Raw genomic sequence first — 18,420 nt, 5'->3', positions numbered from 1 at the left:
GGCTGCGGTGCCACGGGCTGCGGTGCCACGGGCTGCGGTGCCACGGGCTGCGGGGTGACGGGCTGCGGGGTGACGGGCTGCGGGGTGACGGGCTGGCTGGGCGAGGGCTGCGGCGCCAGGGGCTGCGGTGCCACGGGCTGCGGGGTGACGGGCTGCGGTGCCACGGGCTGCGGTGCCACGGGCTGCGGGGTGACGGGCTGCGGTGCCACGGGCTGCGGGGTGACGGGCCGACTGGGCGAGGGCCTGGGGCTCCGGCCGGGCTCCGGCTCGTCAAGGTCCTCGGAGGAGGTGGGCTGCGGGGAGGGGCTGGAACGTGTGGGGTCCGGTGCGGGGTGCTTCGCCCGCACCAGCGGGCCGTCAACCAGGCCGGCGAGACCAAGGGACTGCAGGTCCGTCGCACCGGCAACTGAGGCGGAAACGGAAGCATTTGTGGCCGCGTGTGCGGCGGGCGCGCCTGCGGAGAAAGCCAGCACCACTCCGAGCGCGGCAGCCGCCGTGCCGCGCCGAAGTCCCCCATGGTGACCGGTCTGCGTTTTTTGGACGTTGGACCTGTGAGTAACCATGGTCATCGACCTTAGCCGTCAGCGGAGGCGGGCGAAAATTTGCCGTTTCGCGCTCTTTATGGGTGCCCGGGCGGCCGGAGCGGCGTCCGGATAACGGGCTCCGGCACCACTCAGGGCAGCAGGTGCCTGACCTGCTGCGGAGTGTCGGCCACGATCGCGGCCAGGCCGTTGCCCGACAGCCAGCCGCCCACTATTGCCAGCGTCCCGTCCGCCGCGCAGATGCTGCGCACCTCCGCGACGCGGCGCTTGTGTCCGAGCGAGGCGAACGGCAGTGCACCGCCCCAGCGCACAACGTCCCAGTCCACCACATCGCCGGCGGTGACCGGTACGGAGAGCAGGGCGGAGGCGTCCTTCAGGGCTGCCTCGAACAGCTCCGTGTCGGTGCGAGGCTCCGGCCGGACCGCCGCTCCATGCCGGGTGTCACCGCGGCCGTAGGACAGCCGGACAATGTGGGTGCCGGGGCCGGTCTGCTCGGCCAGCCACCCCCATTTGGCGGTGGCGTGGGTAAGGGCCTTGGCCTGGATTCCGGGGCTCTGCGGCGCGACCAGGACTCCGGTGCCGCGCGGCCGGGCGTCGAGCTGGGGCAGGTCCACCACGAGGGTGACCAGGCTGACGTCGGGTCCGGGCTCGGGGCGGTGGCCCGCCAGCGCCGGCAGGGCGCCGGCGAGCAGTTCGATGGCGGCCGGGCCTTCCACGGCGACGACCAGGAGCCCGGCGTCGTAGGCGGTGCCGCCCGCGGTGACCCGCCAGCCTGCGGCAGTGCGCTCCACGGAGTCGGCCCGGGTGCCGCCGAGCAGTGTCACGCCCTGGCGGCGCAGCTCGGCCAGCAGGGCCGGGATCAGGGTGTGCATCCCGCCGCGCAGTCCCGCGACGGCCGATCCCGCCTTCTGCAGCCCCGGGGACGGCGCCCCGGGGACAGGCCCTCCCGCTGTCGGGGCGCCACGACGTTGCGCCCCGACGGCGGCGGCGAGGGAGCCGTGGTCGCGGATCCCAGCGCGCAGGCCGGGGGCCACCATGTCGATGTCCAGGACGTCCGGGTCCGCGGAGTGGACCCCGCCGACGACGGGCGCGACGAGCCGGTCGAGCACGCGCCGCCCCATCCGTGCGCGGACCAGGGCCGAGACGCTCGTGGCCTCGTCCCGGGTCCCCAGCGAGGCAGGCAGCAGCTTGTCGAGCGAAGCCCGGAGCGAACCGAGGAGGCCGAGGGAGCGGCGGACTTCCGGATCCCAGGGGTTGGCCGGGATGCCAAGGACTCCGGTGCGGGGCAGTTCGCGCGCGCCGTCGGGCAACTGGACCCAGGCGCCGCCCGGCTGCGGGGCGACGATCTTCCCAGCCAGCTCCAGTTCGGCGGCGAGATCCGCGACGGCGGAGGAGCGGGTGGCGAAGGACTCGGCGCCGCTGTCCAGGGTCAGGCCGGCCACGACGTGGCTGCCGACGCAACCGCCCCACGCGCCGGAGGCCTCCAGGACCGTGGTGCCGACGCCGGCGCGGGCCAGTTCGCGGGCGGCCAGCAGGCCGGAGATCCCGCCGCCCACCACCACGGCGGTGGGCGCCGCGGTGTCCCCGGCGGTGCCGCGGGCTGCCTCCACGCGCTTACTCCGGGGAGATCGAGTGGATGAGTGTGACCACGCGCGTCAGCACGTCGGGATCGGTTTCCGGCGGCACACCGTGGCCGAGGTTCAGCACGTGGCCGGGGGCTGCGGCGCCGGCGGCGATGACGTCGCGGACGTGGGCTTCCAGCACCTCCCACGGCGCGGACAGCAGGGCCGGGTCGATGTTGCCCTGCAGCGGCACCGTGCCGCCCAGCCGGCGGTTGGCTTCATCCAGCGGCAGCCGGTAGTCCACCCCGACGACGTCGACGCCGACGTCGCGCATGGCGACCAGCAGTTCCGAAGTGCCGGTGCCGAAGTGGATCAGCGGGGCGCCGAGGTCACGCACGTGGTCCAGGGCGCGGGAGGAGGCCGGGGCGACGAAGCGTTTGTAGTCGGCCAGGCCGAGGGATCCGGCCCAGGAGTCGAAGAGCTGGCCGGCGGAAGCGCCCGCTTCCAGCTGGGCCCGCAGGAACATGCCGGAGGCGTCCGCGGCCCAGTTGGCTAGCGCTGTCCAGGTCTCCGGGCCGGCGTGCATCATGGTGCGCGGGCCGAGGTGGTCGCGAGAGGGCTTCCCTTCGACCATGTAGGCCGCGAGCGTGAACGGCGCGCCGGCGAAGCCGATCAGCGGGGTTTTCCCCAGCTGGGCCACGGTGAGCCGGACGGCCTCGCGGATGGGTTCGAGGGCTTCCCAGGTCAGCTGGGGCAGGGCGGCGACGTCGGCCGCGGTGCGGACCGGCTTCTCCAGCACGGGGCCGACGCCGGGAACAATGTCCACTCCGACTCCGGCCAGCTTGAGCGGGATGACGATGTCGGAGAAGAAGATGGCGGCGTCGACATCGTGGCGGCGGACCGGCTGCAGGGTGATCTCGGAGGCCAGTTCCGGCCGCAGGCAGGAATCCAGCATCGCGACCCCCTCGCGCAGCTTGAGGTATTCGGGCAGCGAGCGGCCGGCCTGGCGCATGAACCACACCGGACGGCGGGAGGGCTTGCCGCCGCGGTAGGCGGTGATCAGCGGGGAATCCGCGGTGCGGCCGTCCATCAGAGGGTGCCCGGCGTCAAGGCCGGAGAGTTCAGGAGTTGCCGCAGCGCGAGGAGTCATGACTTCGATTGTGCCGAAAATCAGCCCCAAAAGATAACGACAGCCTGTCACCGACTCCGGCAGCGACACGGGCAGCGCCCGGGCCGTGGCGGGAATCACAGCCCTGCGTGTGCAGTCGCACGCCGGGCTGTTGTTCTACGCGGGAACGAAAAAGCTATGATTGTGGTGCTGTGGTTCTTTTTTCTCTGGTGGCGACCCACGCCGACATCGACCTCGAGACCGTTGCTCTACTGAGCACCGGCGCTTCCGAGCTCGCCACATCCGCCCTCGCCGGATCGCCGGCCGTGGCGGGTGCCATCGTGCTTGCCACCTGCAACCGCTTCGAAATCTACGGTGAAGCTCACCGGCAGGACGACGTCGAAGATGCCCGCCTGGCCCTCATCGCCCAGCTCAGCGGTTCCACCGGACTCAACGAACAGCTGGTCGCGCGTTCCTTCAGCACCCGCACAGGCACGGACGTCACCCGGCACCTGTTCTCCGTCAGCTCCGGGCTGGACTCCGCCGTCGTCGGGGAACGCGAAATCGCCGGCCAGGTCCGGCGTTCCCTGATTACGGCCCAGCACGAAGGCACGGCCAGCGCCGGCCTTGTCCGGCTCTTCCAGGCGGCGTCGAAGACCGCCAAGGACGTCGGAGCGCAGACGGCCCTGGGCGCCCGCGGCCTCTCGGTGGTCTCCGTGGCCCTTGACCTCGCCACCGAGCTGTCCGAAGTCCCCGACTGGTCCACCAAAAAGGTCGTGGTGTTCGGCACCGGCGCCTACGCCGGCGCCACCATGTCGCTGCTGCGTGAGCGCGGCTGCACGGATGTGTCCGTGTACTCCTCCTCCGGACGTGCCGCCGGTTTCGTCGCCACCCGCGGCGGGACCGCGCTGGACGGCGACAGCCTCCCGGCCGCCGTCGCCGCCGCCGACGTCATGATCGGCTGCAGCGGCGCGGACACCCGCGTCGAAGCATCCGAACTGGCCAGGGTCCGGACGACCTCGCCCCAGCCCCTGATCGCCATCGACCTCGCCCTCACCCACGATTTTGATCCCGCCGTCGGCGGACTCGACGGCGTTGAACTGCTCACGCTGGAATCGGTCCGCCTCGCCGCCCCGCAGGAACAGTCCGAATCGCTGGCCCAGGCCAGCAGCATTGTGGCTGGCGCGGCCAACGCGTTCGAGCAGGAACGCGAGGCCCGCTCGGTGGACTCGGCCATTGTCGCCCTGCGCCGGCACACCATGAACGTGCTGGACGCGGAAATGGAAAAGGTCCGGGCCCGCCATGGCTGCACCGCCGCGGCCGAGGAAGTCGAGTTCGCGCTCCGCCGGATGGTCAAGCAGCTGCTGCATGTCCCCACGGTCCGGGCCCGCGAGCTCGCCGCCAACGGCCAGCAGGAAGACTACGTGGCCGCCCTTGAGGCGCTGTACGGCATCACCGTCGAACAGCCCGCGGCAAAAGCGGCCGACGCCGGCTGCCCGGTTGAACATCAGGACCGTCCCGGACCGGACGGCGTGCGGGAAATCGCTTAAGCGGGCGCTTCCCCCCGACTTAACGGCCCGACGGCGCTAGCCGGCTGGCTAGCCCGGAGAACGACCCTGCCGCGACGGCTTCCCGGCAGATCTCCGCATCAACGATTCGATCGGCTCCCCTCGGGCATCCGCCACGACCCAAAGTCGGCGGCATGGTCCAGCAGGCCAACTCGTCACGCACTAATTCAGAGACAGGCCCTGGCGGTCGGTATCTACGGCTGGCCACGGGTGCCCGGCCGTGCATAAGTACCAGTCCGTGAAGGGATCAGGCGGCAGTTCCAGGTTGGGATCCCGGCCGGGGTCCGGGGGCAGGTCCAGGTCTGGATCCCAGCCGGGGACTTGGGGCAGGTCCAGTTCGGGATCCCGGCCGGGGTCCGGGGGCAGGTCCAGGTCGGGATCCCAGCCGGGGTCCGCGGGCAGGGCTGGGTGCGGAAGTGTATCCGTGCCCGTGCCCGTGCCCGTTCCCGTTCCCGTGTCGGTGGCCAGAATGTTTGGTGGCCAGTGGGGTGGTTCCCAGTCCTGTTGTTCGCTGGGGTAGTTCCGTCCTGAGGGTGAGGTCCAGCCGGGCGGTTTGTGTTTGCTGGCCGCGGCGGGTGTCCAGGCGGAGCCGTGTTTGAGGCGGTGGTGTTTGGGGCAGGGCTGCCCGAGGTTGTTGAGCCCGGTGGTGCCTCCGTCGGCCCAGGCCAGGAGGTGGTCGGCCTCGTTGTCCAGGGAGGGGTTGTTGCAGCCCGGGAAGGGGCATCGGCCGTCGCGGAGCCGGAGCCATTGGCGCATAGCTTTTGTGAGGCGGTAGCCGGTCCGGCCGATTTCCAGCGGGGCCCCGTCACGCGGGTCGGTCAGGACCCGGTGGAAGGACTCCGCGCCGTCGGCGATCAGGGCCCGGGCCATGGACGGCGGGATCGGCCCGTACCCGTCCAGGACCGCCGGTTCCTCCCCGGCGCCGAGCAGGGACAGGACCGGGACGGTGATCAGGACCTGTGCCCGCGGGACCGGCACCTCCCCGGTCAGGCCGTTGCCGTCGGCGTCGGTACCGGTGGCGCTGTTGGTGCCGAGGAGCCAGGTGGCGGCGACGTCGGCGCGGAGCTGGGTCAGGGTCCGGGGCTCATCCGGGCCCTGGAGGGCGCGGGCGGCGGCGGTGGTCCGTTCCCAGATCCCCGCCGCGGTATCGGCCGGGAGGTAGGCGGAGAGCCAGGCCATCCCGTCAGAATCCGGGCGGAATTCGACCCGCCGGTCTTTGGCGCTCTTGGTGTGGCGTGCTTCGATGCTGACCGGGTGGTGGCGTTCGCGCCAGGTGCGGGCCTTGGCGCGAAACCGGTACGGGACGAGTTCCCCGGCCGGGCATCCGCGGGCCGGGTTGGGCGCGTCGGGGTCCAGGAAGTGCGCCTCCAGTGCCGCCGCCCCGGCCGGGTCCAGGTCACCGGTTTCGTCGACCATGATCCGGGCGTGGGCCCAGGAGATCGTCCCGTCCCGCAACGCGTCCAGGGTCAGCGGCAGCGACGTCGTCAGGGCCCGGCTCTCGCCGAGCAGGGCTCCGGCGGCGTGTTCGCTGACCGTCAGGACACAGGCGAGCTCGGCGACCATCGCCATTTCCTGGACGGTGCGGTCCCGCAGGGATGCCGTCGGGGACGCCAGGGCCCGGGTCGCCGCCGCATAGTCCGCGGTCAGCAACACCTTCAGCGCCGCGAACCGGGATTCCACAACGGCCAACCCCGAGAGCCCGTCCAGGCTGGCGTCCGCCAGAAGCCGCAACGGATCCGCCCACGGCGGACCAGACTCGGCACCCCGCAATGGACCGGCGCCGGACGGAATGATGCGGGCCGAATCAGCGTGGTCCTCCCCGGAACCGGTGAAGACAGCCAAAGCAGCAACGGACGCGGCGACAGCCGCCAGGGCCTCCCTGCTCTCCGCACTCCACACCGTGCTTTCCATACCCCCATGACATCACGAGGCACCGACAGTTTTGATGGAACTGGCGATGACGGTGCGATGCCGGCACCTATCTACGCCAGTGAGCTCTGAGGTTGAGCGCTTCGTAACGGCTCGATGCGGCCGGCCTACAGGCGACGCTCAACCCTTCGTCGATGACACTGGGCGGAATGCTCCATCACATGGCCCTGTTTCAAGGCCGGCCCGCCACTGGAGCTTTTCGGGCCGCCTTGGTAGCTTCAACGCATGGCCATCAAACTTGAGAACGTCGGTATCGCCGTTCGCGACCTCGAAGCAGCAATCGCCTTTTTCACCGACCTCGGGCTCACGGTCGTCGGCCGGGATACGGTCAGCGGCGAGTGGACCGACACTGCCGTCGGACTTGATGGCAACCACGCCAATATTGCGATGCTCCAGACCCCAGACGGTCATGGTCGACTTGAGCTCTTCGAATACATCCACCCCAAGGCGAACGAGTCGAACCCAACCCGTCCCAACGACATCGGCATGCACCGCGTGGCCTTCTCGGTCGACGACATCGACAAAGCCCTTGAAGTAGCTGCGAAGCACGGATGCCATCCGCTACGCGGCGTGGCGACCTACGGCGACGAATACAAACTTACGTACCTCCGCGGTCCCAGCGGAATCATCGTGATGCTCGCCGAGAAATTGAAGAAAGACTGACACCCGGGTCGGCCCAATTGGCCTGTGTGAAAATGACACGGCGCCACCGACTCCATCAGCAAAACGCAGAGCGTCGCTGGTCTCACGGGCCGCCACGCATCGGCTTCCCTTCAGGCTGACCCGCTCAGTAGACCGGTTTGTCCGGCTCCACGTCCCGCACCCAGGCCAGGATTCCGCCGTCGAGGTGGCTGACGCGCTCATAGCCGGCAGCCCGGGCGGCCGCGAGGACAGCCGCGGACCGCGTCCCGCCCTTGCAGTGGAACACGATGTCCGTGTCCTGCGGCAGCTCGTTCCAGGCCTCGCCGGCCAGGATCCGGCCCTGCGGGATCAGCAGGGCCCCGTCGATCCTGACGATCTCGTACTCCCCCGTTTCCCGCACATCGACCAGTTGGAAGTCCTTGAGTCCGGCGGTGCGGGCGGCCAGCATGGTGGCCAGCTGCGTGGCAGTCACCGTGTGTTCGGTGCCCGCCTCCGCAGCCGGGGTGATGCCACAGAAGGCCTCGTAGTCCGTCAGTTCCGTGATCAGCTCCGCCTCGGGGTCCCGGGAGACCTTGATTTCGCGCCAGGTCCCGCCGAGGGCGTCGAAGAGCGCCACGCGGCCCAGCAGGGAACGCCCGACGCCGGTGATCAGCTTGACGGCCTCCGTGACCATGAGCGAGCCGACGGCGGCGCAGAGCATCCCGAACACGCCGCCTTCCCCGCAGGACGGCACGGAGCCCGCGGGCGGCGCCTCCGGGTACAAGTCCCTGTACGTGGGGCCGAACTTTTCCCAGAAGACGCTGACCTGCCCGTCGAAGCGGAAGATCGAACCCCAGACGTAGGGCTTGCCGAGGATCGCCGCGGCGTCGTTCACGAGGTAGCGGGTGGCGAAGTTGTCGGCGCCGTCCAGGATGAGGTCGTAGTCGGCAAACAGCTCCAGGGCGTTGGAGGCGTCCAGCCGGACGTTGTGCAGCCGGACCGCCACGAGCGGGTTCAGGGCGGCAATGGCGTCGCGCGCCGACTCGATCTTGGGCCGTCCCACATCCGCCACGCCATGGATCACCTGGCGCTGGAGGTTGCTCAGGTCCACGGTGTCGTCGTCGACGATTCCCAGGGTTCCCACGCCGGCGGCGGCCAAGTACAGCAGCGCGGGAGAGCCCAGGCCGCCGGCGCCGATCACGAGAACCTTGGCATTTTTCAGGCGGCGCTGCCCAAGGGACCCGATCTCCGGGATGATCAGGTGCCGGGAGTACCGTTCCACCTCGTCCGGGCTCAGGCCGTCGGCCGGTTCCACCAGCGGTCCGGGCGCCACGGGCGCAGTTTCCGGGGTTACGGGGCCTGGGCTGGGGGTGAACTTGGAAGCCATACTTCAATCTATGCCCGAAGATGCCGCCAGTCATATTACCGGCACGTAAAGTGGACGTAACAGCAAGCGAAAGAAGGCCGACAGTGGTTCATCAGGCACCGGTTGAGCGGGGTCATACCGGAAAGTCACCGGACGTCCCGGCACGCAGCGGACAGCGATCGGCGCGGCTGCCCCGCGATGAGCGCCGGGCACAGTTGCTCGCCGCAGCCCAGGAAGTGTTCGTTGCCAACGGCTACCACGGGGCCGCGATGGATGAAATTGCCGAGACCGCCCATGTCAGCAAGCCCGTGCTGTACCAGCACTTCCCGTCCAAGCGCGAGCTGTACCTGGCCCTGCTGGACAGCCAGCTGAGCAAACTCATTGAGCTGCTGCTCGGAGCCCTCAACTCCACCACGGACAACGATGAGCGCGTCCAGGCGGTCATGCGGGCCTATTTCCGCTTCATCGCCAGCGACGACCAGGCCCACCGCCTCGTCTTCGAATCCGACCTCGTCAACGACGTCGATGTCAGCGCCCGGCTGGAAGCGTTCAACAAGACCTTCGCCGACGCCGTCGCCCGGGTCATTGCCGAGGACACCAAGCTGCCCGAACTGGAGTCCCAACTGCTCGGCCGCGGGCTCGCCGGAATGGCGCAGGTAAGCGCCCGGTACTGGCTGGAAACCGACGGCAATCTTGACCTCGATGTGGCCAGCGATCTGATCTACCGTTTAGCTTGGCGCGGAATCTCCCGCTTCCCCAAGGAAACCTAGACTACAAATAGACATAACACCTGAGAACTTTGATTGGCTGGGAGGCCTTGCTGTGGAAGTAAAGATCGGCATACAGAACATCGGCCGCGAAATTGTCCTGGAATCGTCCCAGGAGGCCGACGCCGTCGCCAAGGTGGTCGGCGAGGCCATCGCGAAGGGCACGGAGCTGCGCCTGACGGACGAAAAAGGCCGCCTGATCATCATTCCCGCGAACGTCCTGGGCTATGTTGAAATCGGTGCCGAGGAAGTACGCCGCGTCGGCTTCGGCGCGCTCTAACCACCAGCCGCCCCTGTGCACCGGCAGCACCGGTGCCGGCCGGCACCCCGATCCGCAAGGAGTCCTAACATGCTTTCCCTGATTGTGGTTGCCCTGGTGACCGTGGCTGCGGGCTTTGTAGTGTGGGCCAACGACAAGCGCCACGCCAAGTACGGCATCACCGTGCCGGCCGGGGTGTCGCTGACGGTCGGGATGCTGAGCTGGATCGCGTTTATGGCCGCCGGGCTTGGCTACCAGCCGGGGCTGACCTGGATTCCGTGGGTGCTGCCCATGGTCCTGGGCGCCGCCGCCTCCGTGGCAGCCGTGCTGTACCTGGGCAAATCGCGCACCAGCCGCGACACGGCCCGGCTCACCGCGATCCTGCGCTACTAGTAGTTTCGGGTCGCTGGCCGGCTGCCGGGGCTCAGGCCTCCGGCGCTCCGGTTCCGTGGCCTGCTTCAGTGCACAGGCACAGTTGGTTTCCCTGCGCATCCGTGACCACCACCCAGTCGGGTGCGTGGTCATGGTTCATTAAGGCCCCGGCGGCCGCCGTTTTCTCCAGCACGGGACCCGACTCGGCCCTGCTGCGGTGGATGTCCAGGTGCAGCCGGTTGGGGCTGGGAGTGGAGGTTTCCTGGAACCAGAGCGTCGGGCCGCGCCCATACGGGTCCACCAGGTCATTCGCGCCGCCGCGGCGGTAGCCGAGGGCCACCCGCCAGACCTCCGCGATGGCGGCCGGGTCCTCGGAGTCGATGGCCACCTCCACGGTCCGGTGCAGGCCGGGTTCCGCGGTGGCGCCGACAGCGGCTGCTGCCGCCCCGGCGGCCATGGCGGCCGCGACGTCCCGCCGCGTGACTTCGTCCCCGGCGTCGTGGGAGCTGTACCGCAGGAAGACCCGGTTGTAGCGCCAGTCCAGGTCCGGGTGGTGGTTCTGCTCCTCGGCGAGGCGTCCGACGGCGGCGATCAGTTCCAGCGCCGCGGCCGCCGTCGGCGCCTTGTAGGCCGTGACGAGACCACCGAGCCGGTATCTCCAGTCCGGCAGCTCCGCCAGGGCCGCGTCGATCTGGCCGTCGTCGAGGATGTCGTCCGTGGCTGCCATTGCGGGCTCCTTTTGCTGCCTAGAGGAATTCGGCCCGGCCCTCCATCGCCGAGGACGCCAGCGCGTGCTCCCGGCGCGGGATCCTGCCGGCCCTTTTGGCCAGCCTACCGGCGATCACGGCGTGCTTGAAGGCCTCCCCCATTAGCACCGGATTCTGCGCCCGGGTCACTGCCGTCGCCAGCAGGACGGCGTCGCAGCCAAGCTCCATGGCCAGGGCGGCGTCGGAGGCGGTGCCAATCCCGGCGTCCAGGACCACGGGCACGGAGGCCCGCGAGACGATCAGTTCGATGTTGTGCGGGTTCAGGATGCCCAGGCCCGTGCCGATCGGTGAACCCAGGGGCATCACTGCGGCGGCGCCGAGGTTTTCCAGCCGGAGGGCCAGTACCGGGTCGTCGTTGGTGTAGGCGAAGACCTTGAATCCGCGGGCCACCAGCTGTTCGGTGGCCTCGACGAGTTCCACGGCGTCCGGCAGCAGGGTGTGCTCGTCGGCTATGACTTCCAGCTTCACCCAGTCCGTTTCGAGGGCTTCGCGGGCCAGTTCGGCGGTCAGGACGGCGTCCCTGGCGGTGAAGCAGCCCGCGGTGTTGGGCAGCACGCGGATGTTGTGGTCCAGCAGCAGCTGAAACAGCGACCCGGCCTCCGCGGGCGAGTAGCGCCGCATCGCGACGGTGGTCAGCTCGGTGCCGGAGGCCAGCAGCGCGGCGCCCAGACCGTCCAGGCTCGGCGCCCCGCCCGTGCCCATGATCAGCCGCGACCCCAGCTGCACGCCGTCGACCGTAAAGGGATCCGCTGCTGCCGGTGATACTCCCGGGGCCGCTGCCCGTGTGGTTTCCGCCATGCTGCTCATCCTCCCTGTACCGCCGTGACCAGCTCGACGTCGTCGCCGTCGGCGAGCGCGGTGCCGTGCCATTGGCTGCGCGGAACCACTTCCGCGTTGCGGGCGACGGCGACCCCGAGTTTCCCGCCGTCCGCGGACCGGCCGTTCGGGGCGAGGGGCCGGCCGGTGACCTGGCTGACGAGGGTGCTGACCGAGGCGCCGTCGGGGAGCGCGTGTTCCGTTCCGTTCAGTCTGATGTTCATGCCGTTTCCTTGCTGTGCTCAGGGGTGGTGTCCCGGTGGGTGGTCTCTCGGGGTGCTGTGATCCGGGGGGTCGTTTCCGGCGGTCCCGCGGCCGTCGGGAGCGCGTCCTGCATGCCGGAATCCTCCGTGCCGGTGTCCTGCGTTCCGGGGGCGAACCGGTCCGGCCGGAAGTGCGCCCAGCGGGGGTCCGCGACGCCGTCCAGCAGCTGCCGGCAGATCTCCGCGGCGGCGGGGGTGAGCAGGATGCCGTGCCGGAAGAACCCGGTGGCGACGATCAGTCCCGCTACGTCCCCGCGACGCCCCGGCCCGGTGACCCGGCCCAGCAGCGGCGCGTTGTCCGGGGTCCCGGGACGGGCTCTCGCGGTGGCCTCGAGCAGTTCCAGTTCGGCGACGGCGGGGACCAGCTGCTGGGCGTCGCGTAGCAGCTGGTAGACGCCGCCGGCGGACACGGCGCCGCCGGGGCTGCTTCCGCCCGCTTCGGGGCCGCCGCCGGGGGTGCGGCCGGCCGGGGCCGCCGTCTGGCTGTCGGCACCGAGGGCATCCTCCCGCTGGGTGGCGCCGATCACCACCGTGCCGTCCCGCCGGGGAACGATGTAGACCGGGACGCCGCGGACCAGTCCCCGCACGGTGGAGGTCAGCAGCGGCCGCAGCTTGTCCGGCACGCGGAGCCGGAGGATGTCGCCGTGGACCGGCCGCAGCGGCAACCGAAGTCCGGCGGGGAGGCCCTCCAGCGCGGCGGCGCCCAGGCCGTTGGCCACAATGGTTTCCGTGGCCCGGACGCTGCCGCCGCCGGCCAGGCTGGCCCCTGCCACCCGCCCGTCCGCCCAGAGCAGGCCGGCAGCGCGCCGGGTGATGGTGTGGCATTGACCGTCGGCGGCAAGGAGCTCGCCGATCCGGGCGAGCAGCCGGCGGGGGTCCACCTGGTGGTCGGCGGGAATGTCGAAAGCGCAGGAGATGCCCGGGCTCAGGAGAGGCTCCCGCACCCGCGCCTCACGGACGGTCAGCGGCTCCACGGCGAGGCCGTGCGCCTGCTGGACGGTGCGCAGGTCCGCGAGCGCCCGGCGGTCGGCGGCGTCGGCCCCGACGGCGAGGGTCGGCGTCGTGAGGTATCCCGTGCCGGTGTCCGTCCGTGCGCCTCCGGCCCCGGCGGCCTGTCCCGTGTCCGGTTCCCGGTCCAGTGCGGCGGCCGGTTCACCGTCCAGTGCGGCGGCGAAAGCCGGCCAGAGGCGGGAGGATTCGAGCATGAGCTCCAAGAGGGCTTCCTCCTGGTAATGCAGTTCACTCACCGGGGCGAGCATGCCGGCGGCGGCCCAGCTGGCGCCGCTTCCGGGGGCGTCGTCGATCAGGGCGACCGAACGGCCTGAGCGTCTCGCCGCCCAGGCGATCCCGTGGCCGATAACTCCGCCGCCGATCACGGCAACGTCGTAACATTCCCGGGTTCCGGTGTCATCGGGCGTCGCAGTGTCAGTTGCCGCGGACGAGCCGCGGGCGGATGGTGGGCCCATGAAGGATTCCTTCCCTACGCCGGTACTAACCGGATCAGGTCAAGCGGTCGGCTCTGACGCCCTCTCAGCCTGCCGGTGCCGGGCGCCTGTGGCGTGACCGGCTGCGGCGGGCTCCCGCGGTATTCGCCCAGTTTAGAGGAACTAGGCTGGAGGCATGAGCCAGGATGCCGTACACACCACTGCCCGTCTTTACCTTTGCACCGGTGCCCGCCAGGATCGCGGCGACTTTGCGGACTTCGTGGACGCGGCCTTTTCCGGCGGCGTTGACATCATCCAGCTGCGCGACAAGTCCCTGGAGGCGGCCGAGGAGCTGGAACTCCTGGAAGTCCTGCACGAGGCGGCCCGTCGGCACGGCCGGCTCTGGGCCGTCAACGACCGGGCGGACCTCGCCTCGCTCTCCGGGGCTCCGGTGTTCCATGTCGGCCAGAAGGACATCCCCCTTGGAGCCGCGCGGAACTTCCTGGGCAAGGACACCGTGATCGGTCTCTCCACGCACACCCCGGACCAGGTGGACGCGGCCATCGCCGCCGCCCCCGGCCGTAGCGGCCTGGACTACTTCTGTGTCGGGCCGGTGTGGGCCACCCCCACCAAGCCGGGGCGCGCCGCCGTCGGACTCGAGCTGGTGCGCCATGCGGCCGACGCGACCCGCCGGGCATCGGTCCTGGCCGGTGACAAGCGCGAGGGCAAGGTCGCGGGAGAGGTGCCCTGGTTCGCGATCGGCGGCATTGACCTCGACAACGTGGAGCAGGTGGTGGAGGCCGGGGCGAGCAGGATCGTGGTCGTCCGCGCCATCACCGAAGCCGAAGATCCCGCCGCCGCCGCCCAGGCCCTGCTCGCGGCCCTCGACGCCGCGGGGAACTGAACGCGGGGAACTGAACGCTGAGAAAGCGCCGAACCGGTCCGGCCGGGGCCGGCCCCGGACCGGCCTTGACCGTTCGGGCGTCCGGTCAGCCGGCCAGGCCGAGCTGGGTCATCCGGCGGGTGTGGTTCGCGGCCAGTTCGTCCATCAGTTCGCGGACAAGTTCCTTGGACCGGTCCTCGTCCGCGCCGATCAGGCCCCCGACAAACGAGTGCTCAAAACTCACCCGCTGCGCCTGGGTCAGTGCTTCCCCGAGCAGGCGCCTGGCCCAGAGTGCCAGCCGCGAGGCCAGCCGCGGGTCATCGGCCAGGGCTGTCTTGAGCCGTTCCCGCAGCACCTCCGTGGCTCCCCCGTCGGCCTGGATCCGCTCCACCAGGGCGCGGGTTCCGGCGTCGACGTAGCGGGAAATGGCGCGGTAGAAATCGGCCGAGACGGTGTCGATCACGTACGCCTTCATCAGCGACTCGTACCAGTCCGCCGGGCGCGTGCGTTCGTGAAAATGGTCCACGGACGGCTGGAACGGCAGCATGGCGGCCTCCACATCCTGGCCCATGGCGTCGATTTTGGCGCTCACCAGCTCGTAGTGCTCGAACTCGATCACGGCGAGCCGGCCCAGCACCGCACGGTCGTGGAGGGTGGGTGAATACCGGGCATCGGAGGAGAGCCGTTCGAAGGCGGAAAGCTCGCCGTAGGCCATGACGCCGAGCAGATCCATCAGGAAGGTGTTGTAACGGGCAGGATCAGCCGGGGATGTGCTCATGATCCAAGACTAATGGCGCAAATGGAGCTAATCTGATTTTCGTGTCCCATCATCGCTTGACCCCGAATGTCCGCCAGCAGAAGAACCAACTTGCCGAGGCGCTCAACGCGCTGCGCACGACGCTGGAGTTGCCGGGCCCCTTCCCGGAGGATGCGCTCCGGGAAGCCAAGGAGGCCGTCGCCGGGCACGAGCTGCCGGAGCTGGATTTCACGCATATCGAGTTCGTGACGATCGATCCGGCCTCCTCCACGGACCTGGACCAGGCCCTCTTCATCGACCGTACCGGGGAGGGCTACAAGGTCTTCTATGCGATCGCCGACGTCCCCTCCTTTGTGGTCCCCGGCGGGGCGCTCGACGCCGAAACCCGCCGCCGCGGCCAGACCTACTACACCCCGGACGGCCGGATTCCGCTGCATCCGGAAATCATCAGCGAAGAGGCCGGCAGCCTGCTCGCCGGCCAGCTGTGCGCTGCGTTCGTGTGGGAATTCGAGCTGGACGCCGCGGCCAAGGTGTCCGCGGCGCTGGTCCGCCGCGCGACGGTCCGCAGCCGGGCGAAGCTCAGCTACCGGGGGGTGCAGGCCGAACTCGACGCCGGGACCGCCGCCCCCGTGCTGCGGTTGCTCAAGGAAGTCGGGATAAAGCGGGTCGAGCTGGAACGGCTCCGCGGCGGCGCCAGCCTGAACATGCCGGAACAGGAAATCGAACAGCTGGCCGACGGCGGCTACCGGATTGCCGCTGCGCCGCCGCTGCCCGTGGAGGACTGGAACGCCCAGATCTCGCTGATGACGGGGATGGCCGCCGCGGAGATCATGCTGGCGGGCAAGGTCGGCATCCTGCGCACCATGCCGGCCCCGGATGAAGCCTCGCTGGCGCACTTCCACCGCCAGACCCGCGCCCTGGGCAAGCCCTGGGACGGCGAAATGAGCTACGGCGAATACCTGCGCACCCTGGATCCGACGGACCCGCGCCAGCTGGCGATCGTACACTCGGCCGGCATGCTGTTCCGCGGCGCCGGTTACACCCCCTTCGACGGAACCGTGCCCGAGGCCGCCACCCAGGCTGCCATCGGCGCTGCCTACGCCCACTCCACCGCCCCGCTGCGCCGGCTGATCGACCGGTTCGTCCTGGTCATCTGCGAAGCGCTCAGCAACGGCACGTCCGTCCCGGACTGGGCCCGCGCTGCCCTTCCCTCCCTTCCGGGGATCATGGCGACCTCGGACCAGCTCGCTGCCAAACTGGAGCGGCTCTCCCTCGACACCGTCGAGGCGGCGCTCCTGGTGAACCATGTCGGCCAGGAGTTCGACGCCGTCGTGATTTCGGGGTCCAAAAACCCCCGCAACGGGAAGAATGCGAACGGCAAAAACGGGAACGGAGGCGGCGGCCCCAAGACGGGGAACGGCAACGGACCCTCCGGAATCGTGCAAATCGCCGACCCCGCGGTGACCGCCCGCTGCCCCGGCGAACTGGAACCCGGCACCCAGGTCCGGGTGCGGATTGTCTCCTCCGACATTGCCACCCGCGAGGTCCGGCTGGAGCTGGTGGGTTAGGCAAGCGGCGGCGCTCCCGCGCGCCGTCTGCGGTGTCAGTCGGGGATCCGGGCCGCGTACAGCTAGACTGGAAGGGTAGATATGGATGCCCGGTCGTTGATTTCCTTGATTTTCGAATTCAACAAGCCCGCCCCTACGCGATCTTGAGACAGACCCGCTGGTCCCCAGTGCCAGCATTTAGATAGCCCGCGATCGGCTTCCACTGGAATTGCCTGCGCGCCTGAGCGTGCTCCGGAACGGCCACCCGGCCGGCCCCGTTGAGCAAGCAGCGCAGCCCAAAATGAATAAGGAAACTCCCCTAGTGAGTGAATTGCACACGCACCAACTTCTGACCGACGAATCCGGAACGGAAACGCTCGAGCCGGAAGAGACCATCATCTCGGACGAGAAGCCGCACGAGATAGCCGAGAAAACCTTCGCCGACTTCAACGTCCGCGCCGACATCGTGGAGTCGCTGGCCGACGCCGGCATCACGCACCCCTTCCCGATCCAGGCCATGACCCTGCCCGTCGCCCTCACCGGCCACGACATCATCGGCCAGGCCAAGACCGGCACCGGCAAGACCCTCGGCTTCGGCATCCCGGCGCTGCAGCGCGTCGTCGGACCGGATGACGCGGGCTATGACTCGCTGCCCGCGCCCGGCGCCCCGCAGGCCCTTGTGATTGTGCCGACCCGCGAGCTCGCCGTCCAGGTCGCCAATGACCTGCAGAACGCCGCCCGCAAGCGCAACGCCCGCATCACTACGATCTACGGCGGCCGTGCCTACGAGCCGCAGGTCGAGGCCCTCCAGAAGGGCGTCGAGGTCGTCGTCGGCACCCCCGGGCGCCTTATCGATCTCTACAAGCAGAAGCACCTCGTGCTGAAGAACGTCAAGATGGTCATCCTTGACGAGGCCGACGAGATGCTGGACCTCGGCTTCCTCCCGGACGTCGAGACCCTCATCGCCGGCACGCCCGCCGTCCGCCAGACCCTGCTGTTCTCGGCCACCATGCCCGGTCCGGTCGTCGCCATGGCGCGCCGCTACATGACCAAACCGACGCACATCCGTGCGGCCGACCCCGATGACGAGGGCCTGACCAAGCGCGACATCCGCCAGCTGATCTACCGTGCCCACAGCATGGACAAGATCGAGGTCGTCGCCCGCATCCTGCAGGCCCGCGGCCGCGGCCGCACCATCATCTTCACCAAGACCAAGCGCACCGCCGCCAAGGTTGCCGAGGAACTCGTGGACCGCGGCTTCGCCGCCGCCGCCATCCACGGCGACCTCGGCCAGGGCGCCCGCGAGCAGGCGCTGCGCGCCTTCCGCAACAATAAGGTGGACGTCCTCGTCGCCACCGACGTTGCCGCCCGCGGCATCGACGTCGACGACGTCACCCACGTCATCAACTACCAGTGCGTTGAAGACGAAAAGATCTACCTGCACCGCGTGGGCCGCACCGGCCGCGCCGGCAACAAGGGCACCGCCGTGACCTTCGTTGACTGGGACGACATGCCCCGCTGGGGCCTGATCAACAAGGCCCTGGGCCTAAGCGTCCCGGAGCCCGTGGAAACCTACTCCTCCTCGCCGCACCTCTTCGAGGAACTCGACATCCCCGAGGGCACCAAGGGCCGGCTGCCCCGCGACAAGCGTGTGCTGGCCGGCGTCGACGCCGAGGTCCTGGAGGACCTGGGCGAGACCGGCAAGAAGAACGCCCCCCGCACGGGACAGAGCACCGGCGGACGCGACAGCGCCCGCACCGGCGGACGTGACAGCGCCCGGACGGGCGGACGCGACGCCGGCGCCACCGGCGGCGGTCGTGACGGCGGCCGCACCACCGGCGGCAGCCGCGACACGCGCCGCAGCGGCGG

General features: G+C 69.8%; 17 protein-coding genes, 1 pseudogene and 1 riboswitch. Of the genes and pseudogenes, 8 read left to right on the top strand and 10 right to left on the bottom strand.

Annotated features, from left to right (window positions below; all coding sequences use genetic code 11):
• From ACZYZ5_RS21155 to hemE, 3 genes and pseudogenes are all read right to left on the bottom strand, one after another.
• Positions 1-563 (bottom strand): annotated as a pseudogene (locus ACZYZ5_RS21155) (hypothetical protein); the annotation flags it as partial.
• Positions 564-673: 110 nt separating this feature from the next.
• The gene (locus ACZYZ5_RS21150; protein ID WP_463904333.1) at positions 674-2,152 is read right to left on the bottom strand and encodes a protoporphyrinogen/coproporphyrinogen oxidase; all 1,479 of its coding nucleotides are present in this window, start codon (positions 2,150-2,152) and stop codon (positions 674-676) included.
• A gap of 4 nt (positions 2,153-2,156) precedes the next feature.
• Entirely contained in the window at positions 2,157-3,254 is a 1,098-nt protein-coding gene (gene hemE / locus ACZYZ5_RS21145) for a uroporphyrinogen decarboxylase (RefSeq protein ID WP_463904332.1), read from the bottom strand.
• Between the two features lie 170 nt (positions 3,255-3,424).
• On the opposite strand from hemE, the gene ACZYZ5_RS21140 reads away from it, so the two are divergent.
• Complete coding sequence (locus tag ACZYZ5_RS21140; RefSeq protein ID WP_463904331.1) at positions 3,425-4,762, top strand: glutamyl-tRNA reductase; 1,338 nt, start codon at positions 3,425-3,427, stop codon at positions 4,760-4,762.
• 180 nt (positions 4,763-4,942) lie between these two features.
• Here the strand turns inward: ACZYZ5_RS21140 and ACZYZ5_RS21135 are convergent, their stop codons facing one another.
• Positions 4,943-6,691, bottom strand: a complete 1,749-nt coding sequence (locus ACZYZ5_RS21135) for an HNH endonuclease signature motif containing protein (RefSeq protein WP_463904330.1) — start codon at positions 6,689-6,691, stop codon at positions 4,943-4,945.
• Between the two features lie 243 nt (positions 6,692-6,934).
• Between ACZYZ5_RS21135 and ACZYZ5_RS21130 the strand changes: the two genes are divergently transcribed.
• Positions 6,935-7,372, top strand: coding sequence for a VOC family protein (locus ACZYZ5_RS21130; protein ID WP_463904329.1), 438 nt, complete (start codon positions 6,935-6,937; stop codon positions 7,370-7,372).
• A gap of 124 nt (positions 7,373-7,496) precedes the next feature.
• On the opposite strand, the gene moeB is transcribed toward ACZYZ5_RS21130, so the two are convergent.
• Positions 7,497-8,717: a molybdopterin-synthase adenylyltransferase MoeB gene (gene moeB / locus ACZYZ5_RS21125; RefSeq protein ID WP_463904328.1), complete on the bottom strand. Its 1,221-nt coding sequence runs from the start codon at positions 8,715-8,717 to the stop codon at positions 7,497-7,499.
• Positions 8,718-8,800: 83 nt separating this feature from the next.
• Between moeB and ACZYZ5_RS21120 the strand changes: the two genes are divergently transcribed.
• The 3 genes from ACZYZ5_RS21120 to ACZYZ5_RS21110 all read left to right on the top strand — a co-directional run bounded on the left by ACZYZ5_RS21120 (position 8,801) and on the right by ACZYZ5_RS21110 (position 10,115).
• A complete protein-coding gene (locus tag ACZYZ5_RS21120) occupies positions 8,801-9,466 on the top strand; it encodes a TetR/AcrR family transcriptional regulator (RefSeq protein WP_463904326.1) in 666 nt (221 codons plus the stop codon).
• A 52-nt stretch (positions 9,467-9,518) separates the two neighbouring features.
• Positions 9,519-9,743, top strand: coding sequence for a DUF3107 domain-containing protein (locus tag ACZYZ5_RS21115; protein ID WP_307460103.1), 225 nt, complete (start codon positions 9,519-9,521; stop codon positions 9,741-9,743).
• Between the two features lie 69 nt (positions 9,744-9,812).
• Positions 9,813-10,115 (top strand): hypothetical protein, encoded by a 303-nt coding sequence (locus tag ACZYZ5_RS21110; protein ID WP_463904325.1) that lies wholly within the window; start codon positions 9,813-9,815, stop codon positions 10,113-10,115.
• Between the two features lie 31 nt (positions 10,116-10,146).
• On the opposite strand, the gene ACZYZ5_RS21105 is transcribed toward ACZYZ5_RS21110, so the two are convergent.
• The 4 genes from ACZYZ5_RS21105 to ACZYZ5_RS21090 form a co-directional block, all read right to left on the bottom strand.
• A complete protein-coding gene (locus ACZYZ5_RS21105; RefSeq protein ID WP_463904324.1) occupies positions 10,147-10,821 on the bottom strand; it encodes a 4a-hydroxytetrahydrobiopterin dehydratase in 675 nt (224 codons plus the stop codon).
• 19 nt (positions 10,822-10,840) lie between these two features.
• Positions 10,841-11,659 (bottom strand): thiazole synthase, encoded by an 819-nt coding sequence (locus tag ACZYZ5_RS21100; RefSeq protein ID WP_463904323.1) that lies wholly within the window; start codon positions 11,657-11,659, stop codon positions 10,841-10,843.
• Positions 11,660-11,664: 5 nt separating this feature from the next.
• Positions 11,665-11,901, bottom strand: a complete 237-nt coding sequence (thiS, locus tag ACZYZ5_RS21095; protein WP_282383976.1) for a sulfur carrier protein ThiS — start codon at positions 11,899-11,901, stop codon at positions 11,665-11,667.
• Positions 11,898-13,406: an FAD-dependent oxidoreductase gene (locus ACZYZ5_RS21090; protein WP_463904322.1), complete on the bottom strand. Its 1,509-nt coding sequence runs from the start codon at positions 13,404-13,406 to the stop codon at positions 11,898-11,900. The genes thiS and ACZYZ5_RS21090 overlap by 4 nt, the downstream gene beginning before the upstream one ends.
• A riboswitch (TPP riboswitch) is annotated at positions 13,400-13,534 on the bottom strand. It overlaps the preceding gene by 7 nt.
• Before the next feature lie 26 nt (positions 13,535-13,560).
• On the opposite strand from ACZYZ5_RS21090, the gene thiE reads away from it, so the two are divergent.
• Positions 13,561-14,268, top strand: a complete 708-nt coding sequence (gene thiE / locus ACZYZ5_RS21085) for a thiamine phosphate synthase (RefSeq protein WP_463904321.1) — start codon at positions 13,561-13,563, stop codon at positions 14,266-14,268.
• A gap of 85 nt (positions 14,269-14,353) precedes the next feature.
• Here thiE and ACZYZ5_RS21080 read toward each other — a convergent pair whose 3' ends face one another.
• Positions 14,354-15,025 carry a ferritin-like fold-containing protein gene (locus tag ACZYZ5_RS21080; protein ID WP_463904320.1) on the bottom strand — a complete coding sequence of 224 codons (672 nt, stop codon included), beginning with the start codon at positions 15,023-15,025 and terminating at the stop codon, positions 14,354-14,356.
• Between the two features lie 41 nt (positions 15,026-15,066).
• Here ACZYZ5_RS21080 and ACZYZ5_RS21075 point away from each other — a divergent pair, with 41 nt between their 5' ends.
• Both ACZYZ5_RS21075 and ACZYZ5_RS21070 read left to right on the top strand, forming a co-directional pair.
• Entirely contained in the window at positions 15,067-16,572 is a 1,506-nt protein-coding gene (locus tag ACZYZ5_RS21075) for an RNB domain-containing ribonuclease (RefSeq protein WP_463904319.1), read from the top strand.
• Between the two features lie 301 nt (positions 16,573-16,873).
• The coding region (locus ACZYZ5_RS21070) for a DEAD/DEAH box helicase (protein ID WP_463904317.1) at positions 16,874-18,420 on the top strand (1,547 nt) is incomplete at its 3' end.

This window comes from Pseudarthrobacter ribosi, from assembly GCF_055412865.1.
Note: the sequence above shows the minus strand (reverse complement) of the source record. Positions and strands in the feature narration are given on the sequence as shown.